This is a genomic window from Bacillus sp. 7_6_55CFAA_CT2, assembly GCF_000238655.1.
In the GTDB taxonomy this organism is placed as follows: domain Bacteria; phylum Bacillota; class Bacilli; order Bacillales; family Bacillaceae_G; genus Bacillus_A; species Bacillus_A cereus.
The window spans coordinates 481,870-508,507 of record NZ_JH414711.1 but is presented as its reverse complement, the minus strand read 5'-3'; the positions used below and the strand labels follow the sequence as shown (position 1 = coordinate 508,507).

Genomic DNA, 26,638 nt, shown 5'->3' with positions numbered 1-26,638 from the left:
CTCCTTAGATAACCTCGTTTTTAGGAACCTGTAACATTACTTATCTTCGTTTAAGCCCTTTTCTAACGCTTTCCACGCTAATGTTGCACATTTAATACGTGCAGGGAACTTGCATACGCCTTGTAATGCTTCAATATCTCCTAAATCGATGCTGTCATCGTACTCTTTTCCTAGCATCATGTCAGAGAAAATTTTCGAAAGCTGAAGTGCTTCTTCAATTTTCTTACCTTTTACTGCTTGTGTCATCATTGAAGCTGAAGACATTGAGATTGAACATCCTTCACCTTCAAACTTCGCCTCTTGTACAATACCTTCTTCTACTTTCATCGTAAGTTGAATACGATCACCGCAAGTTGGATTGTTCAAGTTAACGGTAACACTATCTTCTAATACGCCATGGTTACGAGGATTTTTATAATGATCCATAATAACTTGACGATATAACGTATCTAAATTATTAAATGACATTTGTGAAATACTCCTTTGTCTTGATTAGCGAGTCAACAAATGTATCAATTTCTTCTTTTGTATTATATAAATAGAAGCTCGCACGTGCTGTTGAAGAAGCTTTTAGCCACTTCATAAGCGGTTGTGCACAGTGATGTCCTGCGCGAACTGCAATGCCTTCTACATCTAATACAGTCGCTACATCGTGAGGATGTACGTCTTCAATATTAAATGTAACAAGACCAGCGCGATGCTTTGGACCATAAATTGTAACGCCATCTACTTCTGATAGTCTTTCTAAAGCGTATTGCGCTAATTCATGCTCATGCTTTTCAATATTATGAAGACCGATTTCTTCTAGGAAATCAATTGCCGCACCAAGTCCGATTGCATTACCGATAATCGGTGTACCTGCTTCAAACTTCCACGGAAGCTCTTTCCAAGTAGATTCTTGTAAATCTACGAAATCAATCATTTCACCACCAAATTCAATTGGCTCCATATTGTTTAGCAATTCTTTCTTACCATATAATACGCCGATACCTGTAGGTCCGCACATCTTATGAGCAGATAATGCATAGAAATCACAGTTTAAATCTTGTACATCCACTTTCATGTGAGGTGTACTTTGTGCACCGTCAACGACCATAATTGCGCCGTTTTCGTGTGCGATTGCTCCGATTTCTTTTACAGGGTTAATCGTTCCAAGTACGTTTGATACTTGCATAATAGAAACGATTTTTGTATTCGGTGTAACAGTTTGACGAACATCTTCTAAAGAGATCGTACCGTCTGGTTGAAGCGGAAGGTATTTCAAAGTTGCGCCAGTTTTCTTCGCAACTTGTTGCCACGGAATGATATTACTATGGTGCTCCATGTAAGAAATAACGATCTCATCGCCTTCTTTTACATTTTCAAGACCATAGCTAGCTGCTACTGTATTTAATGCAGTTGTCGTTCCGCGTGTGAAAATAATCTCTTCCATTGATTTCGCATTGATAAACTTGCGAACTTTCTCACGTGCACCTTCATACGCGTCGGTAGCTTTCGTACCGAGCGTATGAACACCGCGATGCACGTTAGAATTATATTCTTTATAGTAACGTTCTAACGTTTCAATGACTTGAATTGGTTTTTGAGAAGTTGCTGCACTATCGAAATAAACAAGTTGTTTGCCGTTCACTTTTTGATCAAGAATTGGAAACTGTTTGCGTATTTCATGAATATTCATTAGCGAACTTTCCTTTCAATTACCTCAACAAGCTGTGCCTTTACTCCTTCAATTGGAAGCTCATTAACTACAGGTGCTAAGAATCCATGGATGACTAAACGTTCTGCTTCGCGTTTTGGAATACCACGGCTCATCAAGTAGTATAGTTGGACTGGATCTACGCGACCTACTGAAGCTGCGTGACCTGCCATTACATCATCTTCGTCGATTAAAAGAATTGGGTTTGCATCACCGCGAGCTTTTTCATCTAACATAAGAACGCGAGAAGATTGTTGTGCATTTGATTTAGATGCACCGTGTTCAATTTTACCAATTCCGTTAAAGATAGATGTTGCACTATCTTTTTGTACACCGTGTTTTAAAATCCAACCTTCAGAATGTTTACCGAAGTGAACAACTTTAGTTGTAAAGTTTTGTGTTTGGTTACCACGGCCAATTGTTACTGTTTTCGTATCAGCATATGAACCGTCGCCCATTAAGTTCGTAACGTTCTCTGAAATTGTGTTTCCGTCATTCATAAGGCCTAGAGCCCAATCAATACGGCCGTCGCGTCCTACAACGCCGCGGCGGTTAACGTAAGTTGTTACGTCTTTTGCTAATAGATCAACCGCACCGAATTTCACTTGTGCGCCTTGTTCCACGATTACTTCTGCTACGATATTTGCAATACCTTTAGCATTTTCATTTGCAACATAGTTTTCTACATAAGTTGCAGTACTGTTCGCATCAGCTACGAATAGTACGTGGTTATATACGTTAGCTTCTTCGCCGTCTACTAAGAATACAGCTTGAAGTGGAGTTTCAAGAACAACGTTTTTCGGAACATATACGAATGCACCACCGTTGATTAATGCAGCATGAAGTGCAGTTAGACGATGCTCGTCTACTTTCACGCCGTCTTTCATTAAGTACTTTTGTACTAGTTCAGCATGCTCAGTTGCTGCTGTTACAATGTCTGTAAAAATAACACCTTTTTCTTTTGCTTCGTCTGCTAAAGAAACGAATGCAGTTGTACCAGTACGTTGCACTAATACGCTGTTATTTTCATCGATTAAGTTTTTCACTGCTTCTGGAAGTTCAGTTAAAGAACTTACAGGCTCTTGCTTAGCAGCGTCGCCTTTTCCGATAAAGTCCCATTTGTCAATTTTCGTTTTATCAGGCGTTGGCATTGGAAGTTCAGTTGCTTGTGCAAGAGCTTGTAAGCGGAACTCAGTCAACCAAGCAGCTTCGTTTACTTCGCTTGCGCGTTGACGGATTGTTTCTTGATCGAAAGGTAATGTACCGATTGTCATGTTTATGCTCCTCTCTTACGCTTCTTGCTCTGTTGTTTCGTCTTCAATACCTAATTCTTTTTTAATCCAGTCGTAACCTTCAGCTTCTAGACGTTGTGCAAGCTCAGGGCCACCAGATTTAACGATACGACCGTTCATCATAACGTGAACGAAGTCTGGAGTGATGTAGTTTAATAAACGTTGGTAATGCGTAATCATTAGGCAACCGAACTCTTCGCCGCGCATTTCGTTAATACCTTTAGATACAACTTTTAATGCATCGATATCAAGACCTGAGTCGATTTCATCTAAGATTGCGATTTTTGGCTCAATCATCATTAATTGAAGAATTTCGTTACGTTTTTTCTCTCCACCAGAGAAACCTTCGTTTAAATAACGTTGTGCCATTTCTGGATCCATTTCTAGGAATTCCATGTTTTTATCTAATGTACGGATAAATTTCATAAGAGAAATTTCATCGCCTTCTTCACGACGTGCGTTAATTGCAGAACGTAAGAAGTCAGCGTTTGTTACTCCGCTAATTTCACTTGGATATTGCATTGCTAGGAATAGACCCGCTTGTGCGCGCTCATCTACTTCCATTTCTAATACATCTTCACCGTCGATGATGATGCTACCTTCTGTTACTTCATACTTTGGGTGACCCATAATTGCAGAAGATAAAGTTGATTTACCTGTTCCGTTAGGTCCCATAATTGCGTGGATTTCTCCACCTTTTACTTCAAGGTTTACACCCTTTAAAATTTCTTTGCCATCAATTGATACGTGTAAGTCTTTAACCGTTAATGTAGAACCAGCCATCTCAATACCTCCATTAATCCTATATATACATTTTAAAAATTCCTAAAACGTTCATATTCTCATTTTATTCTCATTCTAATCTTATATCAAATAAAATGATATCGCAAACGACGAAAAAAAGTAACAATTTTTTCACAAATGTATATAAGTATTTCATTTACATCTTTCTATGATACACCTTTCTTCTTATTTATATAAAGAAAAAAGAACTGGAAAATTACCAGTCCTTTCCTTATATTTATTCACTTATCGGAAGTACAGCACCTTTATATTCTTTAGTAATAAAGTCTTGAATTTCTTTTGAATGCAATACTTCTACTAGCTCTTTAATCGCCTTTTTATCTTTATCACCTTTACGAACCACTACTACGTTTGCATACGGTGAATCATCACCTTCAATTGCAATTGCATCTTTTTCTGGGTTTAATTTCGCATCAATTGCATAGTTTGAATTAATTAAAACAGCGTCGCCTTCTTTATTGTTATACACCTGTGGTAACAAACCAGGCTCAATATCCGTTTTGAACTTTAAGTTTTTAGGATTATCTGCAATATCTTTTGGAGTTGCACTAACTGGATCTACTCCGTCTTTAATTTTTAAAATGCCTTCTTTTTGTAAAATTGCTAAACCACGTCCATGGTCAGTAACGGAATTACTCATAATAATTGTCGCCCCGTCTGGAAGTTCTTTTAAGCTCTTATATTTTTGAGAGTATACACCAATTGGTTCAATATGAATTTTCCCTGCTATTTCAAAATCATATTTTTTATCTTTAATTTCTTTTTCTAAATACGGAATGTGCTGGAAGTAGTTTGCATCTAAATCCTTATCCGCTAACGATTTATTTGGCAACACGTAATCTTGGAATTTTTTCACTTCTAATTCAATTCCTTTTTTCTCAAGTAACGGTTTTGCTTTTTCTAAAATTTCAGCATGCGGTACGTTAGAAGCACCAACAACAAGTTTCTTTTCATCTTTATCTTTCCCGCCACAAGCAGCTAACCCAAAAATTGAAGTTGAAATAAGTGCCGTAAGTAATAATTTTTTCATTTAAAATATCCTCCCGTTTTTATTATCGTTTATCTATTCGAGTCGTTAAACTATCACCAATCCACTGGATTAAAAATACAACTAGTAATACACAAATTGTCGCAACGATTGTTACATCGTTATTCCCTCTCTGGAATCCTTCTAAGTAAGCAAGTGTTCCAAGGCCACCAGCACCAACAACTCCCGCCATTGCTGTATAGCCTACTAAAGCAATTGTCGTAACCGTAATACCAGATACTAATGCTGGTAATGATTCTGGAATTAACACTTTCAAAATAATTGTGCTTGTTTTTGCTCCCATTGCTTTTGAAGCTTCAATTACACCTTTATCAATTTCGCGAAGTGCAATTTCAACCATTCTCGCATAGAATGGTGCCGCTCCAATAATTAAAGCCGGCAAAGCTGCACTTGCTCCAAGAATTGTTCCAAGAAGAATCTTTGTGAATGGGATTAATAAAATAATTAAAATGATGAACGGTATAGAGCGGAATATATTTACGAATGCTCCAATCACCGTATTAATTGATTTGTTTTCCCATAAATTATCTTTCGCTGTCATGAAGAGTAACAATCCTAAAATTAGTCCTAAAACAAATGTCGCAAGAGCTGCGATTGCCGTCATATATAACGTTTCACCAGTTGCTTCTAACATTTGATTCCAATCAACATTTGCGAGTAACTTATCCATGTGCAATCACCTCCAGCTCTACTTGATCTTGATGAATTCCTTCTATTGCTTGCTGGATCGCTGTTTCCTCACCATTTAAATGAACAACTAAACTACCGTAAGAACCGTTATTCGTTTGTGCAATATTTCCTTGCAAAATGCTAACTTCTATATCACTGCGTTGCATTAATCGTTGAAGCACTGGTCTTTCTACAGCCTCACCGATAAACTGCAAACGAATTACTTTTCCATCTGGATATTTTTCAATTAAACTTTCAATTGTTTCATTTGTATCTTCAGAATCTGTTAACTGCTGTACAAATCGTTTCGTAATATCTTGCTTCGGATTACGGAATACATCAAGTACTGGACCTGTTTCTACAATCTTTCCTCTCTCCATTACCGCTACTCGGTTACATATCTTTCGAATCACGTGCATTTCATGTGTAATGAGTACAATTGTTAAACCAAGACGCTTATTAATGTCTAATAGTAAATCTAAAATTTGATCTGTCGTTTCCGGATCAAGAGCTGACGTTGCTTCATCACATAAAAGCACTTGTGGATTGTTAGCTAATGCTCTTGCAATCCCGACGCGTTGCTTTTGGCCTCCACTCAGCTGAGATGGGTACGCGTCTCCTCTTCCTTCTAATCCAACAAGATGAATTAATTCATCAACACGTTTTCTTCTCTTTGCTTTATCAACACCTGCAATTTCAAGTGGAAACTCAATATTTTCACGTACAGTTCGTGACCAAAGTAAGTTGAAGTGCTGAAAAATCATTCCGATTTCTTGCCTTGCCTTACGAAGTTCACTTCCTGTAATTGCTGATATAACACGATTCGCAATTGTAATTTGACCAGAAGTCGGTTTCTCTAACTGATTAAACAATCTGATTAAAGAACTTTTCCCAGCGCCGCTATATCCAATAACACCAAATATTTCACCTTTTTCTATTTTTAAATTGGCGTTATCTACAGCAGTGACATCACCGCTTTTCGCCTTATATATTTTCTTTACGTTCTCTAATAGAATCATGATGTTCACCCCTTTTTTAAATAAAAAGCGCAAGCGGCTCGTTTAGAACAAGAGGACGCCCGAATCCCTGACGTAGAGGCGCTTTTGGCCTCATAGGAAGGGATGAAACGACCGACTGTTCTAGCCGCTGGAGCTAGATTTCATAAAGATTTTAGATCGACTCCGCAATTTCTTATGTTTAATGCGTGTAGTCCAACGTTATCACTACCTTTATTGTTTGAATGTCCTCCACATTCAAACAATAAAAAAACCTTTCTGCTTTAGAGAAGCAGAAAGGTTTATATGCGTATATAACAACATTATCCCTCTCTCATCTCTCAAAGCATTCGCTTTGCAGGAATTGGCACCATTTCAACATAAGTTGACGGTTGCCGGGCTTCACAGGGCACAGTCCCTCCACCTCTCTTGATAAGAGAAATCAGATTACATTTTCATCTGATTTGTAATTTATTAAATTGTCTATATTTTATGAATTGAATTGTATCAATATCCAAACACCATGTCAACAGAAATTTTCGTAAAAAATGAACCTTCAGAATTTTAAGCCCCTACTGACATCGGTTTACATATGTGAAACATCGATTCGACTAATAACATCGTTCGGTATGTTCCCGAATATTGTACACGTCCATCGTTCATTAACATTTGCAATCGTACATTTCCATTCACCAATTGTTCTATATCCTTTTCATCTAAGCAAATGATTTGTTCCGTTCCTCTTTCCTCATGTACCAGCTCTATATAATCTCTTGAAATTTGTAACGAACAACTTTCATCTCCAAAGCGAAAATTAACAGTTTTTTCTTCTTGTCTTAAAAGCGGTTCTAAATGATATTGACCATTAGCGTAATTTACAAATGATTGAAGCAAAGAATATAATCTCACCCTAAATCACATCCTTCATATCACTTTCTATTACATACCATTCCCTCTCACTAAAGAGCAATCCTGTTATTTTCGCTCGACAAATACTGTATCCACCCTGCATCTCGACATATTTCCCAAGAAATATGTCGAGGCGGCAAAAATTTTGCCGCCTACTTTAATTCCGTATATAAATATTCAACCGAATGAAATGCGTATATCTTCTTCATCAGTGTCCCATTTTCAAAAACAAGTAAACAAGGTACACTTTCAATCCCATACTCTTTCGCTAAATACGGAGCATAATTTAAATCTAACATCCCAATTTTGAGGCCTTCAATTGTCATCTCAACAACTGTTAACATCTTTTTTGCTAATTGGCATGTTCCACACATTGGAGTATATACATATAATACTGTTTTTTCTTCGTTCTCTATTAGGGCTGTAGCTTCGGCTCCTGTCCAATCAATCACTTCTATCATTCCTTACCGTAAATATTCTGTATAAACGTCAATGTCGGCTCCCCATAATACATTTGCTAAGTGTGTAGATGGCGCAGTTGCCACTTCTCGGTACGAGCGATCAATATAGATATGCTCGGCTTGCGGAAATTCTTTTCGAAATTGTTTCCTTAACTTTTCTCCAGCATCATCAGCATCCACTAGCACATACACTTCCTTATCAAAAAACTGATCAACGAGCTCATCCATTTTCGACAAACCAATTGTACCATTTGTACAAACAATTTCCACCGGTTCACGAATAATAGATTCAATCTTTCTTCTATCTGATGTACCTTCTACAATAATGACTTTTTCTACATAAATCATATGTCATCACCCGATCACCATATACTATATAACCTTGAACTTAGTATATAGTATATTCGTTATTTTCATGTTGTTTCCTGTTTATTTTTGCAAAAGAAAAGCGGAAGCGGCTTGCTCAGAACAAGAGGACATTGGAACTCCTGAACTAGAGGCGCTTTTTGCCTCAAGTGAAGGAGTGAAATGACCGACTGTTCTAGCCGCTGGAGCTGGATCATAAAGAAAAGCGGAACCGATTGTTTAGCCCTGTTGGCTAAGGTTCTTTCGTACAGAAGACGCTTTTTGTCTTCTCGTATGGAAGGTTCTTAGACATGAAGGGCTAGGAGGTGGAGCTGGACAATGAAAAGCGCAAGCGGCTCATTCAGATTGTGAAGACTTATGAAACCTTACCACAAAACAGTTTTTCTCATAATAGCTTATTTATTTACATATAACTTGAATTTCATTATTTCACACAAAATAAAAAAGGACAGCACAAAGGCTGTCCTTTAGTCGACTATAATTAGTCTTGGTTTGTCATTTCTGCATATTTTTCTGCAGTTAATAACTTCTCAACTTGGCTTGCATCAGAAAGTTCAACTTTAACCATCCATGCACCCTCGTATGGAGATTCGTTAACAAGTTCTGGTTGGTCACTTAATTCTTCGTTTACTGCTACAACTTTACCGCTTACAGGTGCGTATAACTCAGAAACTGTTTTAACAGATTCTACGCTTCCGAATGGCTCGTCAGCTTCGATTGTTGCACCTACTTCAGGAAGTTCAACGAATACGATATCGCCTAGCTCACCTTGTGCAAAGTGAGTGATACCGATAACAACTTCATTACCTTCAGTTTTTACCCATTCGTGTTCTTCAGAGTAACGTAAATTATTTGGAATGCTCATGACTGTACCTCCAGTGAATGTATTAATTATGTAAAAATACCTTATTGGTACTTTTTCCACACACTTTCAAACTGCTCTTCGTTAAAACCAAGTGTTACATTCGTTCCATCTGTTACAATTGGACGTTTAATCAACATGCCATCAGATGCTAAAAGCTCATACATTTCGTCTTCGCTTGCATCTTTCAACTTATCTTTTAGACCCAGTTCACGGTAACGCATTCCACTTGTATTAAAGAATTTTTTTAATGGTAATTCACTTTTTTCATGTAAATTACGTAAATCTTCTTTTGATGGTGGATTTTCAACAATATGAATCATCTCATATGCTACATCGTTTGCCTCAAACCATTTCTTTGCCTTTTGACATGTGCCACACTTTGGATATGAATAAAATGTTACTGTCATAAATTCACCTACTTTTTTACTAACCTTTACCTTTATCATATAGAAAACGTTTTATTATTTCAAACCATTATTCGCTAAACTTTTACTTATTTCGTGATAATTTTTAATAATCCTGCGAATTTTTCTTATTTTTCCGCCATTTGTTAAGAAAAAAATAAATATATAAATTTTTTAGATTCTTCACCAAACATATATCTTAAACAAGCCTTTGATTAATTCTCCATTTTTCTTTCTTAACCTTTGAACTACAGGAGTTTCTTCCTACCGAACATACAGCTTAAACAAACGTTTGATTAATTCTCCATTTCTCTTTGTTAACCCTTGAGTTACATCGGTTTCTTCCTACCGAACATACAGCTTAAACAAACGTTTATTTAAAAAAATAAGAAGCCTCTTTTACAGGCTCCTTCATCATCTATTCAAATAATCTGCAATTGTTTGAAATACTACGATATACATATTATGAATACTTTCTTCTGTGTTTCCACCATTTGATAAACCAATTGCCCATTGTTGCCCTTCACCACTTCCGATATTCGCAAAACCTTGCGTATACATCGCATTTACATCTTTTCGTGCACTGTTATACTCTATCCCTTTTGTAATAAAAATTGAATATGATTTATCTTGTAAACCGATAAAAAACACTGGTTTCTTTAGCGATGAAAATACATTTTTATACTGCTCTGTTGAGGCTTCTTGAAAGTGATCTTTCATTATTAGAAAACCATCCACTTCCTTAGATTTCTTTTCCAGTGCCTCTAACTTCATTTCCTCAAACTTTACATTCCTAAACGTATCTTTCGGCTTTTCTCCAACAACTCCAATTACGAGTGCTCTTCCGTTATATTCTAATTTCTCTCCTTCTTTATCCTTTGCACACCCAGCACCAACTAGGCATATCAATATAAAAAATAAGAAATACGATAAACGCTTCATTTAGCACCCTTCCCTTCTTTTTAGTCAAGTGACAAAAACGTAAGGTTAATTCAAGAAAATGTAAGTAAAATCGATAGCCCAATTCACGTTTCTATATTATAATCAATTGAATTTACTTACATTACTAAACATAGGAGATCAACATGAAGAAATTTAAACTTTCATCTTTTCTTCCGTTAAGTTATATACTTCTACTCGTACTCGTAAGTCCCCTTTACGACGTATTAAATAAATCGACTGTTCACGCAGTAGACGTTACAACTGTAGTAGATGATTGGATTCCATTTGTAAAAGCATTTATTATTCCTTATTTACTTTGGTTTCCATACTTATACGGCGCACTTATTTATTACTGCTTTGCAGACCGAAAGCAATATTATGTCACTTTAAGTAGTATTATTTTTGGAAAGCTTGCTTGTTTTTCTATTTATTATTTTTGGCAAACAACTGTACCGCGTCCGACTGTCGTTGGGACAGATGTATTTTCTGAACTAGTTCGCTATATTTATAGTATCGATCAACCTGTAAACTGTTTCCCTAGCATTCACGTTCTTACTACATTCGTAATTATGTTAGCTGCCTTTAAGCGTAGAGAACAGCATGCTTTTGAATATTACATCCTTACTTTCTTCGGTACACTTATTATTTTATCAACGCTATTTACGAAGCAGCATGCCTTTGTAGATGCCATTTCTGGAATGACGCTTGCAAGTATACTTTACTTCGGCGTTCAGCTCTTATTGGCCAAAGAACCGATAAGAGTTCCAGTAAAACAAAATCATAGAATGTAGCATGACAAAAAAGCAGACTGTGGCTTCTCAGTCTGCTTTTATATATTATTAAGGAGATTTTCAACTTAAGATTGCGGTACAGTCATATCACCAGAGTGAATACGACCTGCTTTTTTTAGAGCAATGTAAAGTATATAAGAAACAGCTACTGGAATGACGATATAAGTAATTACCATCGCCGGGAGAACTTCCCATCCTTGGCTGGAAATTAAATTAATTGGTGCGATAAGAGAACTTAATCCAAGACCTGCAATTTCCTTTCCTGCTTCCAGTTGGAAAATTAATGCGGATACTGGACCGACTATAGCACTGGCAACGACAGTTGGGACGAGAATCATTGGATTTTTAGTGATATTTGGTAACTGTACTTTCGGAGTACAAAGTGCTTGAGCTAATATGCCACCTAAATTATTTTCTTTCGCTGAGATGACAGAGAATCCGATAAACTGAGCGACGCATCCGGCAAGAGCAGCACCACCTGCAACACCGTCTAAGCTAAGTGCAATTGCTAACGCAGCTGATGAAGCTGGAGAGATAAGTAATAGTCCCCAAACGACTGCAATGACGATAGAAGCGATGAATGGGCTACCAGCTGAGCTATCTTTAATAAACGCTCCAACTGTATTTAAAACAGGAGTAATATTATGAGATAACCAAATACCAACTAAACCAGAACCTAATATGGCCGCAAATGGAACGAGCATCATATCTAAAGCAGTTTTTCCGCTTAAACGTTTACCAATATATACAGCTAAAGTTGCTGTTAATAAAGCACCGATTGGCTCACCTGTTTTAATAATTAGACCAGCTTCAGTAATTGAAATGGATCCGGCACCAATTGCTCCAGCCACCATAGCCGAGAAGATTACAAGACCATTTGCACCGAGCATAAAAGCAATTCCAGCACCAATGGCTGGTGCCATAAGTGATTTTGCAACAACTCCAATTGTAATAAGCAACGGAATATCAACAATTCTTCCTATATTTTCGATTAGTAAACCAATTCCGAGGGATACGAAAATACCTTGTGCGATTCCAGCAGATGCTTTAAATACACGAGACATTATATATTCCTTCATTTGTTTCACCTTCTTCTATAAGTTAGTAACCAATTGTTTTCATATAATCACGTAAAATATCGTTTGATTTTGCGAATCGAGATTCTTCATCCTCTGTTAAATTGAGTTCTACAACTTCTCTTATACCGTCTCTAGTAATAATAGCTGGTACTCCTGTACAAATATCGTATTCACCGTACTCACCATCTAAAATGGCTGATACAGCAATGACACGGTGATCATCGTTAAAGATTGAACTCGCAATATACGCTAGAGAGTTTCCGATTCCGTAATAAGTAGTTCCTTTACGTTTATAAATTTCCCAGCCAGCTTTTGCAGTTTTCTCAACAATTTCATCTAAATTTATTTCTCCAAATCGTTCTTTTTGTTCTTCTAAAATTTGCAGAATTGGCTTTCCACCAACAGTTACATGAGACCAAGCAACCATTTGAGAATCACCATGTTCTCCTAATGAATACCCATGAATACTACGAGGGTCTACATGTAGCATTTCAGATAAAATTGTTCTTAAGCGAGAAGAATCTAGTGATGTACCAGTACCGATTACGCGATTTCTAGGTAATCCAGATAATTTCCAAACTTGATATGTAATAATATCAACTGGGTTCGATGCAAGTAAGAAAATACCATCAAATCCACTTTCCATTACGCCACCAACAACACTTTCCATAATCTTCGCACTCGCTCCTAAAGTATCTAAGCGACTTTGCCCTGGTTTTGGTGCTGGTCCTGCTGTAATAATGACAATGTCCATATCTTTGCAGTCTTCATAGCTTCCTGCATATACTTTTGTTCTTGTATTTGTAAAGTTAATGCAATGTGATAAATCCATTGCTTCCCCAACTGCACGTTCATGATTTATATCAATTAATAATAGCTCTTCGCAAATACCTTGATTCACAATAGAATACGCACAACTTGATCCAACTAATCCAGTACCGATAATTGCAATTTTTCTTGTATGTCTTTTCATAGCAATCTCTCCTAATTGATCATATAATCTATTTCTTTTGTTCTTTACAATCCTAATTATAGAGGTTCTCACGATAGAAACCATGGATACTTTGTGAAATATTGAACAAAGTTTTTGTCCTTTTTGTGAATTGTTATATTCCATTTTCGTCATATTTGTTACAACTGGAAAAATATTTATTTTATATTTATTGACATGCTCAAAACAAAAAACGAGCGACTTCATTCGCCCGTTTTTTGTCATCCCGTTATTCCGCACTTAATTGACTTTTTAATTGCTGCACAATCATTGGATTCGCAGGTGCTGCCGGTTTGTAATAACTTTTTTGCTTTGCGTACTCATACATATTACGTTGGCGCATCTCATCTTGATTACGAATTTGAATTAACGTTTGATGTAACTGCTCATTATCAGACTGAGCAATATAATTTGCATAGCTTGTTAAACTTGCATTTAATCCTGCTAAATAATCATTTACCATATCTTTTTCATTCATGTTCCGCTTCCTCCTATCCTAAAAAAGTCATTAATTGTTGCTTCGTATTTCGTGCATCTTGCGCATCCTTTTGTAACATTTGTTTCAATTGTGGATCTGTACACGTTTGTGCATACTGCTCCAACTTGTTAATAATTGTTGCATGTCCACCAATTAAATGACGTAAGTTTTCTACTTCAAGCTCTGTTAAATTTTGCATGGAATACTCCTACCTTTCTTTATTCGTTCACTGTTAGTATTTAGCTATTTTTTGATTGTATACATGAATTAACTTTTTCACGTGCATACAAAATAAAAGATGAATAGCTAAGCCATTCATCTTTTATACTCGTTATGTATTTATTTTTATAGAGATACAATCATACTTATACTCACAAGTAAGTTCCATACAATGTGTAAAATAATACTAGGTATAATCGATTGCGTCTTTTTGTATAACATTGCAAATACCATTCCCATAATCGTTGCTGTAATTAGAAGACCTCCATGAAGAATTCCAAAAATGAAGGAAGGAAGAAATAATGATACTAACTAAAAAATTATATCTCTTTTCTAAAAATCGATATAAAATACCTCGAAATAGAATTTCTTCTTTAACCGGTGTAATGATAGCAACACTTAACACATATATAATACTTTGTATGCTATTTTGAAGCCTTAAACTCCCTAATTGTTCCTTTTGTTCCGCTGCACTTTCAAAACTAAACACATGTAACATTAAATATTGTGATACTGCAATGATAATAAAACCAATTAATAGATATAAATATGTCTTCCCACTCTTCAAAACGGATACATCCCAAATAGATTTAATAAAATGAAAAACCGGTTTATAGGCTAATAAAACGATAGCAACAACAATTGCATCGAATAAGAGTAAATAATATCCTTCTAATTTAGTACTTAATGCTTCTTCTCCATAAATCTCAAAGGCTAAACCAAGAAATAATCCTCCTAGGAGTGAAATCCCTATAATCATTGCTATCATTACAAATAGATTTTTATATGTTATATTCTCGATTTTTCTTTCCACACTATACGCTTCTAACACTGTTTTACTCACAGTATCCCTCCAGTTATTCTCATTTACCTTATTAAAATCCTTGAATTTGAATATAGGGATAATATAACAAATTTTACAAAAAGAATAATATGCAATTTTACATATTATGAAAACTTTATATTTTATAGTTTTAGGAATAGGATTGCTATGCAATAATTATTATATGAAATTTCAAAAAACACTTCCTATCCACCATAATCCTCGCATCATATAAAACTTATTAGTTAAAGGAGCAATGAACATGAAAACACATGACTTCCTTACAGAAATCCAGAAGGGCTCTGAGCCTAGTCCCTATCAAGACCCCATCGTATTCAGTTTCGTTTGCTTTTTCTTAGCGATATATACATTTTTCAAACCTGCAAAATAATATCATTTCATAAGAAAAAGCCTACCATTCTTTTCGAATCATATGCACTAAAAAACCTTAGAATCACTTCTAAGGTTTTTGTTTACCTTGCTTCTTATTCACGTAACCCTTTAATAAACGTTTCCAATAATACATGTAAACTTATATCTAGATCTAACGGCAAACCAAATCCGCCTTGCTGTTCAATCGAAGCAAATCCATGACAAATACTTCTGAATCCGCGTGTCGCATGAAGTGCATTCTCTCCTTCTAAGCCATACTGTTGTAATACTTGAAGACAAAGCTTTACAATTCCGTCACCTGCTTTTCTTACTTCTTCATCTCGTAAAAAAGTTGCTTCATATAGTCCAGGATGTTTTCGGACAAATGCTACATACGCTTCTCCTAATGCATGAATTGCTTCATCCATACGTTTATCCTCGGCCGCTTCTTCCAGTTTGTTATGCAGCTGTTTTATTCCGTAAATACCAAGATTTTTCCGTACATCTTGTAACCCTTTTACATGATTATATAGTGAGGGCGAACGTATCCCTAACCTTTGCGCTAATGAAGCTAACGTTACTTCTTGTATTCCATTTGTATCTGCAATTTCTGCCGCTGTTTCTACAATTTTTTGTAATGTAAGTCCGATTCTCGGTGACATAAATTAACCCTCTTTCTTACTTTCTATATTCCGTTTCGCTTCCTTAATAGCAAGCTCTATGACAGTCCCTGGATTCTTTATCATTTCCCCATGCCCTGCCGCAAGTAAGGAAGGCTCATATTCGCTTAACTTCTCTGCACTTTGTAATGATATTTCTTTGCTCCACGTTGCCATCGCTGGAAACGGAAACCAAAATTTCATTTGTCCCGAAACAGCCATACCTCCTCTTGTTTGAAATGCATCCCCAACAATAAGAGCTTTATTTCGTACATCAAGAAATGACATGGAGCCTGGCGTATGCCCCGGTGTCATAATCGCAAGAAGCGATCCAACTCGGTCGCCATCTTCTAATAAAACATCAGGTACCGTTTTTACTTTTTTAGGCACACCGCCTTTTATCGGTATATTCTGTTCATCCTTTTGTAACGTCGTATCTCCTTCTAACAGCTTTGCGTCCCGCTTAGAAATATAGACTGGAACATGAGGGAGTACTTCCTTTAATGCGTCTAATGCACCGATGTGATCATCATGCGCATGTGTTAATACAATTTTAGTAATTGGTTTTCCTATTTTCTCAGCCGCCTGTAAAATACTTTTTGCGCTATATGGCAAAGCCGCATCAATTAAAGTTAAACCATCTTCTTCCTCCACAAAGTAACAATTCACAGGAAACACTCTTGGCAAAAATGACAATTGATATACCGTTTGTTCATGTATTATTCTCATATTTCCATCTCCCTTTTCACGAAAACTAATACCATTAGTTTCATTATACTAATGGTATTAGTTTTGTGTCACTAAAAAATTTCTTTTTTCAAAAAAAAAGAACAGTAGCCGTATAAACGACTACTGTTCTTTAAAGATATTAAACTGTGTAACGCTCATCTTCTAAAATTTTCGCAGCGATTTCACGTTTCTTCGGAATTACGTTAAGTGGTGTGTGACGAGTTAATTTACGTAATGATGATAACATCATGCGCAGCATGTCGCCGTTTTCAACTGCGATAAGTGTTTCTTTCGCATCTGCTTCGATTTCGTTAAATGCTTCTTGGCAGAATACTTCAGTGTATAACACTTTTTGTTTATTCTTTTCAAGACCAGTTGTTTTGATCGCTTTTTCTGTACGAAGAACAGCTGATTCCATTGCGTATAGATTGCTTACGATGTCAGCGATATTTACAAGAATTTCTTGCTCTTTATCTAATGCTTTACCGTATTTTTGAGCCGCTAATCCAGCTACCATTAAGCCGATTTTCTTTGCATTAGTTACTAAATACTTTTGAAGTGCTAATGGCTCATCGCCTACTTCTTCTGGCATCATCATCATTAACTCTTCTTGTAATTTTTGTGCTTTTTGAAGAAGTGGTAATTCACCTTTCATCGCTTTACGTAAGAACGTACCTGGTACGATTAGGCGGTTAATTTCGTTCGTTCCTTCGAAAATACGGTTAATACGAGAATCGCGGTACATTCTTTCAATCTCGTACTCTGCCATAAATCCATAACCACCGTGAATTTGAACACCTTCATCTACTGTATAGTCTAATACTTCAGAACCGAATACTTTGTTTAAAGAGCACTCGATTGCATATTCAGCGATAGAAGCTGCTACTGCTTTACCATCTTTTACTTCTTCTTCAGATAATGTGCTCATGCGGCTTTCGAATAAACCTACTGTACGATATACAGAGCTTTCAGCTGCATATGTTTTCGCTGCCATATTCGCAAGTTTCTCTTGAATTAATGGGAAGCGAGCGATTGGTTGTTTGAACTGTTGACGTTGGTTTGCATATTGTGCTGAAATTTCTACTGCACGTTTCGCAGATCCAACTGTACCAACACCTAATTTATAACGACCGATATTTAAAATGTTGAATGCGATAATATGACCTTTACCGATTTCACCAAGTAAGTTTTCTTTCGGTACTAACGCATCTTCTAAAATTAACGTACGAGTTGAAGAACATTTAATACCCATTTTCTTTTCTTCTGGGCTTGTAGATACGCCAGCGTAGTCTTTCTCTACGATAAATGCTGAGAAGTGCTCGCCATCAATTTTTGCATATACAACGAATACGTCAGCGAATGCAGAGTTTGTAATCCATTGTTTTTCACCGTTTAATACATAATGTGTACCTTCTGCATTTAAACGTGCAGTTGTTTTTGCGCCTAATGCATCAGATCCTGAACCTGGCTCTGTTAATGCGTATGCAGCTAATTTTTCACCAGTTGCAAGTAATGGTAAATATTTTTTCTTTTGCTCTTCGTTACCGAATAATACGATTGGTAAAGAGCCGATACCTACGTGAGCACCGTGAGTAATTGCAAAGCCACCAGCGCGAGAGAACTTCTCTGCGATTAACGCTGAGCTTACTTTATCAAGACCAATTCCGCCGTACTCTTCTGGTACGTCAGCGCCTAATAAACCAAGTTCTCCAGCTTCTTTTAAAAGACGAACTGAGCGATCAAACTCATGTTGCTCTAAATATTCAAGCTCTGGAAGAACTTCATTTACGATAAAGTCCTCTGTCGTTTTTGCAATCATTTTATGCTCAGATGAAAAATCTTCTGGCGTAAACACTTGATCAATCGTAATCTCATCTACTAAAAAGCTACCGCCTTTAACCGCATTTCCTACTGTTTTTTCCATGAAAATTTCCTCCTTCATATTTTCATGAGCCGCTTCTCTCTTTTTGAAAGAAGCTAGCTCTCCCTTTTGTTTTTATAAACCTTTGTTGCTTCCATTTTTTTATAATCCAGTTCCAGCGGCTAAAACAGTCGGTCGTTTCACCCCTTCCTGTGAGGCAAAAAGCGCCTCTACGTCAGGGCTTCCAACGCCCTCCTGTTCTGAGCAAGCCACTTTCACTTTTTTTATTAGTCCAGTTCCAGCGGCTAGAATGTTCGGTGCCTTCGCTTCTTCCTGCGAGGCAAAGAGCGCCTCTACGTCTGAAGCTCCATCCCCCTCACATTCTGAACAAGCCGATTCTACTTTTTTTATAATCCAGTTCCGGTGGCTAGAACAGTCGGTCGTTTCACCCCTTCCTGTGAGGCAAAAAGCGCCTCTTCGTCAAGGCTTCCAACGCCCTCCTGTTCTGAGCAAGCCACCTGCACTTTTTTTATAGTAATTCAAATACTCCCGCTGCTCCCATTCCGCCGCCGATACACATTGTTACGATACCGAATTGTTCGTTGCGGCGTTTCATTTCGTGAATAAGAGATAGTGTTAGTTTTGCTCCTGTACAGCCAAGTGGATGTCCAAGTGCGATTGCACCGCCGTTTACGTTTACTTTTTCTTCATCTAAACCAAGTTCACGAATAACTTGGATCGATTGAGAAGCGAATGCTTCATTTAGTTCGAATAAGCCAATATCAGATAGCTCTAAGCCAGCTAGTTTTAACGCTTTTGGAATTGCAGCAATTGGGCCAATTCCCATTACTTCTGGTGGTACGCCAGCTACTGCAAATGAACGGAATTTCGCAAGTGGTTTCATGCCATCGCTCACTGCTTTTTCACGATCCATTAATAGTACAGATGCTGCACCGTCACTCATTTGTGAAGAGTTACCAGCTGTTACAGAACCGCGAACGTTAAATGCTGGACGTAATTTACCTAAAATGTCTAGCGTCGTTTCTGCTCTTACACCTTCGTCTTGTGCGAAAATGATTGTTTCTTCTTGCAGTTTGTTATTTGATCCAACAGTACGTAACGTTACATCTACAGATACTGTTTCATCAGCAAAGTTCCCTGCAGCTAATGCTTTCGCAGCACGTTGATGACTTCTTACTGCAAATGCATCTTGCTCTTCACGAGAAATTCCATATTTCACAGCAACTTGCTCCGCTGTATGTCCCATACCCATATAATATTCTGGAGCCGCTTCTACAAGGCGACTATTCGGACGAACGACGTGTCCCATCATCGGAACTAAACTCATTGATTCCGCTCCGCCTGATAATACCGCTTCCGAGTGACCAAGCATAATGCGCTCTGCTCCGTAAGCGATACTTTGTAAACCTGAAGAACAGTAACGGTTAATTGTAATAGCTGGAACATCGTAAGAAAGTCCTGCTAATCCGCCGATATTACGAGCCATATTTAAACCTTGCTCTGCTTCTGGCATCGCACAACCGAAAATTAAATCATCGATTGGTCCTTCATAATTCGCACGCTTTAACGTTTCCTTTACTACTAACGCCCCTAGATCGTCAGGACGAACTGTTTTTAATGAACCCCTCTTTGCTTTTCCAATTGGTGTTCTTGCTCCCGCAACAATGACAGCTTCTCTCATGAACGATATCTCCCCTCGTTATTAGTTACGTAATGGCTTTCCTTTTACAAGCATGTGCTGCATTCTTGCTTGTGATTTCATCTCACTTACTAAGCTAATAAATGCTTCACGTTCTACATCTAATAAATATTGCTCATCAACTTCTGTTCCGTACGGCACTTTTCCGCCCGCAATGACATATGCAAGTTTCTTAGCAATGTGAAGATCGTACTCTGAAATGTAACCAGATAAATGCATTGCTTCAGCACCAAGTGCAAGAGTTGCATATCCTGTTTCCCCAACAACTGGTATCTTTTTACGGATCGGCGCTTTATAACCAGCTTCATATAAAGCAAGTGCTTTCTGTTTCGCATCGTATAGTAAGTGATCACCATTCACACTAATACCATCTTTATCACCTAAGAAGTTATGAGAAACTGCTTCTTGTCCTGAAGTTGAAACTTTCGCCATTGCGACTGTTTCGAACACTTTATTTGCAACTTTTTGCAGATCAAACTCTACACCGTTTGCCATTTTGTTTAAGTGTTTAATGTATAGCTCTTTATTACCGCCTCCGCCAGGGATTAAGCCAACACCAACTTCTACTAAGCCCATATACGTTTCACTAGAAGCTTGAATGCTCGCTGCTGGTAAGCAAACTTCTGTACCTCCGCCAAGCGTCATACCGTATGGTGCTGCTACAACTGGCTTAGAAGAGTACTTAATTTTCGTCATTGCATCTTGGAAGTTTTTCACAACCCACTCAATTTCAAAGTAGTTGTCGTCTTGTGCTTCCATTAAGATCATTGCTAGGTTCGCACCAACGCAGAAGTTCTTCGATTGGTTACCGATAACAAGACCTTTATAATTCTTTTCTACTTCATCAACAGCGTAGTTAATCATTTGCGTAATATCCATACCAATTGCATTGCTCTTCGAATGGAACTCTAAGCAAAGGATGCCGTCGCCTAAATCAATTAAGCTCGCTCCGCTATTTTTCTTTAATACACCATTTTTCGCTTTTAATTGCTTAAGAGAAATTGCTTTTTTATTACGCTCGATTAGCTTATATTCGCCATTATCGTAATAGTAGCTATCGCCGTTATCATGTTTATAGAAAGTAGTGAAACCTTTCTCTAACATTTCTTTCACCCAAGTAGGAACAACTACGCCGTTTTCTTCCATCTTTTGAACAGATTTTTCAACGCCGATTGCATCCCACACTTCAAACGGTCCTTGCTCCCAGCCGAAGCCCCACTTCATCGCTTGGTCAATTGCAACGATATCGTCAGCAATTTCTTTATGAAGTTTTGCAGAGTATAAAAGAGTTGGTGTAATGATGTTCCATAATAACTCTCCTGCGCGGTCTTTTGCGTATACAAGCGCTTTCAATTTATTCGCTAATCCTTTTTCTTGTTTACTTAACTCTACGGATGCAGCTTTTAATTTTTTACGCGCTTCATATTCCATCGTTTCAGGATTTAATTCTAAAATTTCTTTTCCTTGTTTTAAGAAGAAGCCTTGACCTGTTTTGCTTCCAAGCCATTTTTTATCAAGCATGTCATGCATGAAAGCTGGTACTTTAAATACATCACGCTCTTCTTCTTGCACATTTTCATATACGTTATTTGCAACGTGTACGAATGTATCTAAACCGACAACATCTAATGTGCGGAACGTTGCGCTCTTCGGACGACCAATAAGTGGGCCTGTTACAGAATCAACTTCCCCAATGCTATAGCCGCGTTTTACCATCTCTTGAAGAGTAACAAGTAAACCGTACGTACCGATGCGGTTTCCAATAAAGTTTGGTGTGTCTTTTGCGATAACAACGCCTTTTCCAAGAACGTCTTCGCCAAATAGTTTCATGAAGCTTAATACTTGTGGATCTGTTTCTTTCGTCGGTATTACCTCTAGAAGTTTTAAATATCGTGGTGGGTTAAAAAAGTGTGTGCCTAAGAAGTGTTTCTGGAAGTCGTCTGAACGACCTTCTGCCATTTTTTCAACTGAAATGCCTGACGTATTCGAGCTTACAATTGAGCCCGGTTTACGAACAGCGTCTACTTTTTCAAATAATTTCTTTTTAATATCTAAGTTTTCAACTACTACTTCAATAATCCAATCTACATCAGCTAGACGCTCAAGATCATCTTCTAAGTTACCTGCTTCAATCAGTGCTAGATTTCCTTTCACTGTCAGAGGAGCTGGTTTTTGCTTTAATAGTTTTTGCACAGCCGTATTACTAAAACGATTTCTCACACTTTTATGTTCTAATGTAAGTCCCTTCGCTTCTTCTTCTTTCGTAAGCGCAGGTGGTACAATATCAAGCAATAATGTCGGAATACCAATATTAGCTAAGTGTGCCGCAATTCCCGAACCCATTACGCCTGAACCTAGAACAGCAGCCTTTTTAATTTGGAACATCCAATTCTCCCCCTATTCTTGAATGAATGCTCATTCAATTTTTCGACATAAGTCGCAATCAATGAGTGAGCCTCTACTAATAAATATATGATACTGTTTAAATTTTCGCAATATATTTATTGATAAAATTTTCTGAAATAAATATTTTTCTTTCATTTGGCCATGCTATATATGTATTTTCTTCACTAAAATACACTTTCCCTTTTTATAATCTGACGAAACTGGAGGAATATATATGGCAAAACTTAAGAAGAACCCTTCAAAGGCTGGAATTAGTGCAGCTAGTGTAACTGGAAACGCAGGTCCGCATAACCACGGCGTGGAAAAAGGACGTCAAGGTAATAACCAACAATATAAAAAGCATAATATGGGCGAAAAATAACGCTATATTTTTGGGCAGAGAACGTGGCATAATGATTAATGGCTGCTTTTTCTGCCCAATTTATTTGTAACAAATGAGGGAATTATAATGAAACGAACAATAGTTATGCTTGTAATGATTGCTACACTATTTACAGGGATGATTTTCTTCTCTTATGCACAAAGGCAACAATCTGTAAGAGCTGATCAACCTAATATTACTGGGCAATACGGAGTTACAATCGATGCAAACACAGGTGAAATTTTGTATGGGAAACGTGAAGACGAACGCTCTTATCCGGCTAGTATAGCCAAAATGATGACAAGCCTTCTTTTACTAGAGAATGTAAAAGAAGATGAAGAAATTACAGTTACAGAAAACGCAATTAAAACAGAAAGTCAAAGCAAGAAAATTAAACTTCGTGCTGGAGAAAAATTAAAGCGTGATGAGGCATTAAAACTTATGCTTATCATTAGTGCAGATCCAATAGCTGAATCAATTGCAGAACATATTGCAGGATCAAAAAATGAATTTGTGAAAATGATGAATGCTAGAGCGAAGGAACTTGGTACAAAGCATGCGACTTTCAAAAACGCAAGTGGTGCTGATGCAATTGGGAATAAAGTATCACCATATGACATTGCTATTATTACGAAAGAAGCATTAAAGTATCCAGTTGTTTTAGAATATATGAATTCAACGCGTACAACTCTACATACTTCAGAACGCTCTCCAAACATCGCAAACTACGGACGAGAAGAACTATATGACGATCCATATGCGATTGGAAGTAAAAGCGGTCTATCAGCACTTGGCAAATATACAGTCGTAACAGTGGATGAAAAAGACGGTAAACGTGTCATTAATGTTGTATTATCTTCTACCCGCAAGCAACTGTATCCTGATACGAAGAAAATGGCACATTATGCATTTCAGCAATTAAAATAACCAAGGAGTATTTTCTCCTTGGTTATTTTTTAACCATACCTTTTAATACGAACGCAACGTTTGCTGGACGCTCTGCTAGACGACGCATGAAATATCCATACCAGTCGTTTCCATAAGGTACGTAAACACGCATTTTGTAGCCTTCTTTTACTAGCTCAAGTTGACGCTCATTACGAATACCATATAACATTTGGAATTCAAATTGATCCCTTGGAATGTTGTGTTCTTCAGCAAGTTTTTTTGTATATTCAATAATCGCTTCGTCATGTGAAGCAATTGCAGTATAATTTCCATTTAATAAGTGCATTTTAATAATTTTTTTATAATTGTCATCTACATCTTTCTTGTCTGGGAATGCCACTTCTTCAGGTTCTTTATAAGCACCTTTTACAAGACGTAAATTAGGATTATAAGCATTTAAATCTTCAATATCTTTTTCTGTACGATATAGGTAAGCTTGAATAACAGTACCAATATTATCGTATTCAGATTTTAATTGTTTAAAGATATCAATTGTTTTACCACAGCGTGTATAGTCTTCCATATCAATGGTAACGAACACACCATTTTCTTTCGCCGCTTCTAAAATACGGCGCATATTGTTCATTACGATTTCATCAGAGATATCTAATCCCATAGAAGTCATCTTTAAAGAAAGCTGCGAATCAAGACCTTCTCTTCCAATTGCACGGATCGCTTCAATCGATTGGTTAGCCATTTCATTTGCTTCCGCTTCATTATCAACGAATTCCCCTAAATAATCGATTGTTACACAAAGTCCTTGCTTGTTCAATTGTTTAATAGCTGCTGTCGCTAATTCAATTGTCTCCCCTGCGACAAAGCGACCTGCACCAAAGCGTAAACCGTACTTTTTAGCCAGTTTTGTTAGCGCTTTATTTTTTGACAAGAAAAGAAACGAATTTCGCATTAATTGTTCCATGTAATTCACCCCTATGACTGTAATTTATCTGTTTTTTACCCCTCTTCAAAATTATATCATTGTTTAAAATTATTGGATACAAATAATTATTTAGATAATTTATAAAATACTATAAAAACATTTAAAACCCTATATTTTCGCTTATAAATATAACTGAAATATTTTTCGACATTTAGAAAAATGGAGTTTAATAGGCATAAAATAGGCATGTCGAAAATATTCGACATGCCTATAAAACCCTTTATATTCCATGTAAATTATATAAGGATATTAATACAGAAAACTTACGATTATATTTCCCTCAAGTTTTTTTATTGCTCATTTCGCTTCTCTTCATTCAGCCTTTTAATATCTGTAATTAACTGCACCATCTCTTCTTTCGCATCGGGATACGTCTCATTCCAATGCTTCACTAAAGCTGGCATCGTCTTCGCTATGTAAGAATAAAGTGCCCACTTCTGTACCTGTTCTTTTCTCTCTTCATTGCTCTCTCCAAGTAACAGTTCCGTGTATTTCTCTAACAACCCGTCAAATTGTTCGTTAAACTTTTCACTCATCTTATTTACCTCCTATATGAAAAAAGCAGCGAAAATCGCTGCTTTTCTTTATAATTTTGATCGAACAGAGTTTAATTTTTTCTCCATTGTGCTTACTTTATCACGACGATCATCAATACGAATTGTTGTTGCAACACGCTGTGCACCTTTCGTATATGGAACTTCATGCATTTGTTGAATTACTTCTAGAATGACAGGAAGATCTCCTTCAATAATTGTATTCATCGGTGTTAATTGATACTTCACGCGATCCGCATTTTTCTCTAGCACCTTTTGTACTTCTGCTACATATTCACTAACACTTGGATTACCTGTTCCTACTGGAATAATCGATACATCAACAATTGCCATAGTAGTCTTCCTCCTATAATCGTTTCTTATATATCCATTGTCTATTTTACCGAAATCCTCATCATTTTACTAATATGTTACTCTTCCACTTTAAACTGCTCGACTAATCTTTCTAAATCTCTCATATGTTCTGTCAAACTTTCCATCGTGTGAGCTACCTTTTCTAAATGATTCACCTGTGATTCCGTTGCAGCATGTACCTCTTCAGAAACAGCTGCACTTTCTTGACTCGTACCAGCAATTGTATGCATTACCGCTGTAATTTCCCCTTGCTCGTAACCTATGTTATGTACCTCTTCTACAATTTTTTCAACTGAAGTACTAATCGTATTTACGACTGACATAATTGTGCGGAACTCCATTTCCGCCTCTGTCGTCACTTTATTTTGCACATCTGCAATGTCTTTCAATTTACTTACAACTTCTACAACCCTTTTTACTTCTAATTGTACATCACCAATCATCGTTGTGATTTCTCCGGTTGCCTCTTTTGATTGTTCCGCTAATTTCCGAACCTCTTCAGCAACAACCGCAAATCCCTTACCTTGCTCACCTGCACGGGCAGCTTCAATCGATGCATTTAAAGCAAGTAAATTTGTTTGATCCGAAATGCCTTTTATAAGCTCAACAACATTTTGAATCGATCCAACTCTTTGTTCTAACTTATCCGATGCTTCTTCTGTATGAACAACAATCGACGATGATTGTCCCCTCGTACGGATTAAATTCCTCATTGTATTTAATCCTTGCTTAGATGCCTCTTCCGCTTTGCCAGCCACTCCTTTTATTTCACCAACGGAACTATTCATTTGTTCCACTGACTCCGCCATATTCTCGAGCTGAGCTGAAACTTCATCCACACTATTCGCAAGAGTAGAAGCTCCTCCACTCACATCATCCATTGCTCCTGAAACTTCTCTACT

The 26,638-nt window shown here is 37.1% G+C and carries 29 protein-coding genes, 1 pseudogene and 1 riboswitch; of the genes and pseudogenes, 3 read left to right on the top strand and 27 right to left on the bottom strand.

Annotated elements, in window-relative coordinates; translation table 11 throughout:
* Positions 1 to 36: 36 nt before the first annotated feature.
* The 13 genes from sufU to HMPREF1014_RS23085 all read right to left on the bottom strand — a co-directional run bounded on the left by sufU (position 37) and on the right by HMPREF1014_RS23085 (position 10,451).
* Complete coding sequence (gene sufU, locus HMPREF1014_RS23145; protein WP_000009523.1) at positions 37 to 468, bottom strand: Fe-S cluster assembly sulfur transfer protein SufU; 432 nt, start codon at positions 466 to 468, stop codon at positions 37 to 39.
* Complete coding sequence (sufS, locus tag HMPREF1014_RS23140; RefSeq protein ID WP_001020768.1) at positions 458 to 1,678, bottom strand: cysteine desulfurase SufS; 1,221 nt, start codon at positions 1,676 to 1,678, stop codon at positions 458 to 460. The genes sufU and sufS overlap by 11 nt, the downstream gene beginning before the upstream one ends.
* Positions 1,678 to 2,970 (bottom strand): Fe-S cluster assembly protein SufD, encoded by a 1,293-nt coding sequence (gene sufD, locus HMPREF1014_RS23135; protein ID WP_000152167.1) that lies wholly within the window; start codon positions 2,968 to 2,970, stop codon positions 1,678 to 1,680. The genes sufS and sufD overlap by 1 nt, the downstream gene beginning before the upstream one ends.
* Positions 2,971 to 2,985: 15 nt before the next feature.
* Positions 2,986 to 3,771: a Fe-S cluster assembly ATPase SufC gene (sufC, locus tag HMPREF1014_RS23130; RefSeq protein ID WP_000929160.1), complete on the bottom strand. Its 786-nt coding sequence runs from the start codon at positions 3,769 to 3,771 to the stop codon at positions 2,986 to 2,988.
* 238 nt (positions 3,772 to 4,009) lie between these two features.
* Positions 4,010 to 4,822, bottom strand: a complete 813-nt coding sequence (gene metQ, locus HMPREF1014_RS23125) for a methionine ABC transporter substrate-binding lipoprotein MetQ (protein WP_000735086.1) — start codon at positions 4,820 to 4,822, stop codon at positions 4,010 to 4,012.
* A 22-nt stretch (positions 4,823 to 4,844) separates the two neighbouring features.
* Positions 4,845 to 5,510 carry a methionine ABC transporter permease gene (locus HMPREF1014_RS23120; RefSeq protein ID WP_000359401.1) on the bottom strand — a complete coding sequence of 222 codons (666 nt, stop codon included), beginning with the start codon at positions 5,508 to 5,510 and terminating at the stop codon, positions 4,845 to 4,847.
* Complete coding sequence (locus tag HMPREF1014_RS23115) at positions 5,503 to 6,528, bottom strand: methionine ABC transporter ATP-binding protein (protein ID WP_000601780.1); 1,026 nt, start codon at positions 6,526 to 6,528, stop codon at positions 5,503 to 5,505. Before HMPREF1014_RS23115 ends, HMPREF1014_RS23120 begins: the two co-directional genes overlap by 8 nt.
* Positions 6,529 to 6,835: 307 nt before the next feature.
* Positions 6,836 to 6,943, bottom strand: a riboswitch (SAM riboswitch).
* A 125-nt stretch (positions 6,944 to 7,068) separates the two neighbouring features.
* Positions 7,069 to 7,413 carry a hypothetical protein gene (locus HMPREF1014_RS23110; protein ID WP_001242139.1) on the bottom strand — a complete coding sequence of 115 codons (345 nt, stop codon included), beginning with the start codon at positions 7,411 to 7,413 and terminating at the stop codon, positions 7,069 to 7,071.
* 152 nt (positions 7,414 to 7,565) lie between these two features.
* On the bottom strand, positions 7,566 to 7,874 hold the full coding sequence (locus tag HMPREF1014_RS23105; RefSeq protein WP_002062684.1) for a thioredoxin family protein: 309 nt from the start codon (positions 7,872 to 7,874) through the stop codon (positions 7,566 to 7,568).
* Between the two features lie 3 nt (positions 7,875 to 7,877).
* On the bottom strand, positions 7,878 to 8,222 hold the full coding sequence (locus tag HMPREF1014_RS23100; RefSeq protein WP_000640870.1) for a toprim domain-containing protein: 345 nt from the start codon (positions 8,220 to 8,222) through the stop codon (positions 7,878 to 7,880).
* A gap of 499 nt (positions 8,223 to 8,721) precedes the next feature.
* The gene (gcvH, locus tag HMPREF1014_RS23095; RefSeq protein ID WP_000026896.1) at positions 8,722 to 9,105 is read right to left on the bottom strand and encodes a glycine cleavage system protein GcvH; all 384 of its coding nucleotides are present in this window, start codon (positions 9,103 to 9,105) and stop codon (positions 8,722 to 8,724) included.
* Between the two features lie 41 nt (positions 9,106 to 9,146).
* Complete coding sequence (locus HMPREF1014_RS23090) at positions 9,147 to 9,512, bottom strand: arsenate reductase family protein (protein ID WP_000218968.1); 366 nt, start codon at positions 9,510 to 9,512, stop codon at positions 9,147 to 9,149.
* 411 nt (positions 9,513 to 9,923) lie between these two features.
* Positions 9,924 to 10,451 (bottom strand): hypothetical protein, encoded by a 528-nt coding sequence (locus tag HMPREF1014_RS23085; RefSeq protein WP_000826876.1) that lies wholly within the window; start codon positions 10,449 to 10,451, stop codon positions 9,924 to 9,926.
* 143 nt (positions 10,452 to 10,594) lie between these two features.
* On the opposite strand from HMPREF1014_RS23085, the gene HMPREF1014_RS23080 reads away from it, so the two are divergent.
* Positions 10,595 to 11,242: a phosphatase PAP2 family protein gene (locus HMPREF1014_RS23080; protein ID WP_000713762.1), complete on the top strand. Its 648-nt coding sequence runs from the start codon at positions 10,595 to 10,597 to the stop codon at positions 11,240 to 11,242.
* A gap of 65 nt (positions 11,243 to 11,307) precedes the next feature.
* Here the strand turns inward: HMPREF1014_RS23080 and HMPREF1014_RS23075 are convergent, their stop codons facing one another.
* The 10 genes and pseudogenes from HMPREF1014_RS23075 to HMPREF1014_RS23025 all read right to left on the bottom strand — a co-directional run bounded on the left by HMPREF1014_RS23075 (position 11,308) and on the right by HMPREF1014_RS23025 (position 22,558).
* Positions 11,308 to 12,321 (bottom strand): PTS sugar transporter subunit IIC, encoded by a 1,014-nt coding sequence (locus HMPREF1014_RS23075; protein WP_000666178.1) that lies wholly within the window; start codon positions 12,319 to 12,321, stop codon positions 11,308 to 11,310.
* Positions 12,322 to 12,343: 22 nt separating this feature from the next.
* Positions 12,344 to 13,294 (bottom strand): L-lactate dehydrogenase, encoded by a 951-nt coding sequence (locus HMPREF1014_RS23070; protein WP_000820661.1) that lies wholly within the window; start codon positions 13,292 to 13,294, stop codon positions 12,344 to 12,346.
* Positions 13,295 to 13,541: 247 nt separating this feature from the next.
* Positions 13,542 to 13,790 (bottom strand): spore coat protein, encoded by a 249-nt coding sequence (locus tag HMPREF1014_RS23065; RefSeq protein WP_001002987.1) that lies wholly within the window; start codon positions 13,788 to 13,790, stop codon positions 13,542 to 13,544.
* A gap of 13 nt (positions 13,791 to 13,803) precedes the next feature.
* Positions 13,804 to 13,989: a hypothetical protein gene (locus tag HMPREF1014_RS23060; protein ID WP_001180555.1), complete on the bottom strand. Its 186-nt coding sequence runs from the start codon at positions 13,987 to 13,989 to the stop codon at positions 13,804 to 13,806.
* 146 nt (positions 13,990 to 14,135) lie between these two features.
* Positions 14,136 to 14,853, bottom strand: a pseudogene (locus HMPREF1014_RS23055) (CPBP family intramembrane glutamic endopeptidase).
* A gap of 464 nt (positions 14,854 to 15,317) precedes the next feature.
* The gene (locus HMPREF1014_RS23050; RefSeq protein WP_000074937.1) at positions 15,318 to 15,866 is read right to left on the bottom strand and encodes a TetR/AcrR family transcriptional regulator; all 549 of its coding nucleotides are present in this window, start codon (positions 15,864 to 15,866) and stop codon (positions 15,318 to 15,320) included.
* Between the two features lie 3 nt (positions 15,867 to 15,869).
* On the bottom strand, positions 15,870 to 16,592 hold the full coding sequence (locus HMPREF1014_RS23045; RefSeq protein WP_001220136.1) for an MBL fold metallo-hydrolase: 723 nt from the start codon (positions 16,590 to 16,592) through the stop codon (positions 15,870 to 15,872).
* Positions 16,593 to 16,731: 139 nt separating this feature from the next.
* Complete coding sequence (locus HMPREF1014_RS23040; RefSeq protein WP_000416291.1) at positions 16,732 to 18,516, bottom strand: acyl-CoA dehydrogenase FadE; 1,785 nt, start codon at positions 18,514 to 18,516, stop codon at positions 16,732 to 16,734.
* A gap of 466 nt (positions 18,517 to 18,982) precedes the next feature.
* Complete coding sequence (locus HMPREF1014_RS23030) at positions 18,983 to 20,155, bottom strand: acetyl-CoA C-acetyltransferase (protein WP_001206342.1); 1,173 nt, start codon at positions 20,153 to 20,155, stop codon at positions 18,983 to 18,985.
* 21 nt (positions 20,156 to 20,176) lie between these two features.
* Positions 20,177 to 22,558, bottom strand: coding sequence for a 3-hydroxyacyl-CoA dehydrogenase/enoyl-CoA hydratase family protein (locus HMPREF1014_RS23025; protein WP_000486375.1), 2,382 nt, complete (start codon positions 22,556 to 22,558; stop codon positions 20,177 to 20,179).
* A 235-nt stretch (positions 22,559 to 22,793) separates the two neighbouring features.
* Between HMPREF1014_RS23025 and HMPREF1014_RS23020 the strand changes: the two genes are divergently transcribed.
* The gene (locus tag HMPREF1014_RS23020) at positions 22,794 to 22,940 is read left to right on the top strand and encodes a YuzL family protein (protein WP_001096344.1); all 147 of its coding nucleotides are present in this window, start codon (positions 22,794 to 22,796) and stop codon (positions 22,938 to 22,940) included.
* A gap of 87 nt (positions 22,941 to 23,027) precedes the next feature.
* Entirely contained in the window at positions 23,028 to 23,867 is an 840-nt protein-coding gene (locus tag HMPREF1014_RS23015) for a D-alanyl-D-alanine carboxypeptidase family protein (protein WP_000831493.1), read from the top strand.
* A 22-nt stretch (positions 23,868 to 23,889) separates the two neighbouring features.
* Here HMPREF1014_RS23015 and HMPREF1014_RS23010 read toward each other — a convergent pair whose 3' ends face one another.
* From HMPREF1014_RS23010 to HMPREF1014_RS32650, 4 genes are all read right to left on the bottom strand, one after another.
* Positions 23,890 to 24,807, bottom strand: a complete 918-nt coding sequence (locus tag HMPREF1014_RS23010; RefSeq protein WP_000436772.1) for a proline dehydrogenase family protein — start codon at positions 24,805 to 24,807, stop codon at positions 23,890 to 23,892.
* Between the two features lie 311 nt (positions 24,808 to 25,118).
* Positions 25,119 to 25,364, bottom strand: coding sequence for a YusU family protein (locus HMPREF1014_RS23005; protein WP_001290594.1), 246 nt, complete (start codon positions 25,362 to 25,364; stop codon positions 25,119 to 25,121).
* 48 nt (positions 25,365 to 25,412) lie between these two features.
* The gene (locus HMPREF1014_RS23000; RefSeq protein ID WP_001018860.1) at positions 25,413 to 25,715 is read right to left on the bottom strand and encodes an MTH1187 family thiamine-binding protein; all 303 of its coding nucleotides are present in this window, start codon (positions 25,713 to 25,715) and stop codon (positions 25,413 to 25,415) included.
* A 77-nt stretch (positions 25,716 to 25,792) separates the two neighbouring features.
* Entirely contained in the window at positions 25,793 to 26,617 is an 825-nt protein-coding gene (locus tag HMPREF1014_RS32650) for a methyl-accepting chemotaxis protein (RefSeq protein WP_414633026.1), read from the bottom strand.
* Between the last annotated feature and the right edge of the window lie 21 nt (positions 26,618 to 26,638).

Coding starts and splice junctions, on each gene's coding strand:
- HMPREF1014_RS23065 (WP_001002987.1), bottom strand. CDS start 13,790: ATGAATGAAAAAGATATGGTAAATGATTATTTAGCAGGATTAAATGCA.
- gcvH (WP_000026896.1), bottom strand. CDS start 9,105: ATGAGCATTCCAAATAATTTACGTTACTCTGAAGAACACGAATGGGTA.
- HMPREF1014_RS23010 (WP_000436772.1), bottom strand. CDS start 24,807: ATGGAACAATTAATGCGAAATTCGTTTCTTTTCTTGTCAAAAAATAAA.
- HMPREF1014_RS23090 (WP_000218968.1), bottom strand. CDS start 9,512: ATGACAGTAACATTTTATTCATATCCAAAGTGTGGCACATGTCAAAAG.
- HMPREF1014_RS23120 (WP_000359401.1), bottom strand. CDS start 5,510: ATGGATAAGTTACTCGCAAATGTTGATTGGAATCAAATGTTAGAAGCA.
- HMPREF1014_RS23080 (WP_000713762.1), top strand. CDS start 10,595: ATGAAGAAATTTAAACTTTCATCTTTTCTTCCGTTAAGTTATATACTT.
- sufU (WP_000009523.1), bottom strand. CDS start 468: ATGTCATTTAATAATTTAGATACGTTATATCGTCAAGTTATTATGGAT.
- HMPREF1014_RS23025 (WP_000486375.1), bottom strand. CDS start 22,558: ATGTTCCAAATTAAAAAGGCTGCTGTTCTAGGTTCAGGCGTAATGGGT.
- sufC (WP_000929160.1), bottom strand. CDS start 3,771: ATGGCTGGTTCTACATTAACGGTTAAAGACTTACACGTATCAATTGAT.
- HMPREF1014_RS23045 (WP_001220136.1), bottom strand. CDS start 16,592: ATGAGAATAATACATGAACAAACGGTATATCAATTGTCATTTTTGCCA.
- metQ (WP_000735086.1), bottom strand. CDS start 4,822: ATGAAAAAATTATTACTTACGGCACTTATTTCAACTTCAATTTTTGGG.
- HMPREF1014_RS23115 (WP_000601780.1), bottom strand. CDS start 6,528: ATGATTCTATTAGAGAACGTAAAGAAAATATATAAGGCGAAAAGCGGT.
- HMPREF1014_RS23000 (WP_001018860.1), bottom strand. CDS start 25,715: ATGGCAATTGTTGATGTATCGATTATTCCAGTAGGAACAGGTAATCCA.
- HMPREF1014_RS23030 (WP_001206342.1), bottom strand. CDS start 20,155: ATGAGAGAAGCTGTCATTGTTGCGGGAGCAAGAACACCAATTGGAAAA.
- HMPREF1014_RS23005 (WP_001290594.1), bottom strand. CDS start 25,364: ATGAGTGAAAAGTTTAACGAACAATTTGACGGGTTGTTAGAGAAATAC.
- sufS (WP_001020768.1), bottom strand. CDS start 1,678: ATGAATATTCATGAAATACGCAAACAGTTTCCAATTCTTGATCAAAAA.
- HMPREF1014_RS23100 (WP_000640870.1), bottom strand. CDS start 8,222: ATGATTTATGTAGAAAAAGTCATTATTGTAGAAGGTACATCAGATAGA.
- HMPREF1014_RS23075 (WP_000666178.1), bottom strand. CDS start 12,321: ATGAAGGAATATATAATGTCTCGTGTATTTAAAGCATCTGCTGGAATC.
- HMPREF1014_RS23060 (WP_001180555.1), bottom strand. CDS start 13,989: ATGCAAAATTTAACAGAGCTTGAAGTAGAAAACTTACGTCATTTAATT.
- HMPREF1014_RS23050 (WP_000074937.1), bottom strand. CDS start 15,866: ATGTCACCGAGAATCGGACTTACATTACAAAAAATTGTAGAAACAGCG.
- HMPREF1014_RS32650 (WP_414633026.1), bottom strand. CDS start 26,617: ATGGATGATGTGAGTGGAGGAGCTTCTACTCTTGCGAATAGTGTGGAT.
- HMPREF1014_RS23040 (WP_000416291.1), bottom strand. CDS start 18,516: ATGGAAAAAACAGTAGGAAATGCGGTTAAAGGCGGTAGCTTTTTAGTA.
- HMPREF1014_RS23070 (WP_000820661.1), bottom strand. CDS start 13,294: ATGAAAAGACATACAAGAAAAATTGCAATTATCGGTACTGGATTAGTT.
- HMPREF1014_RS23085 (WP_000826876.1), bottom strand. CDS start 10,451: ATGAAGCGTTTATCGTATTTCTTATTTTTTATATTGATATGCCTAGTT.
- HMPREF1014_RS23105 (WP_002062684.1), bottom strand. CDS start 7,874: ATGATAGAAGTGATTGATTGGACAGGAGCCGAAGCTACAGCCCTAATA.
- HMPREF1014_RS23020 (WP_001096344.1), top strand. CDS start 22,794: ATGGCAAAACTTAAGAAGAACCCTTCAAAGGCTGGAATTAGTGCAGCT.
- sufD (WP_000152167.1), bottom strand. CDS start 2,970: ATGACAATCGGTACATTACCTTTCGATCAAGAAACAATCCGTCAACGC.
- HMPREF1014_RS23015 (WP_000831493.1), top strand. CDS start 23,028: ATGAAACGAACAATAGTTATGCTTGTAATGATTGCTACACTATTTACA.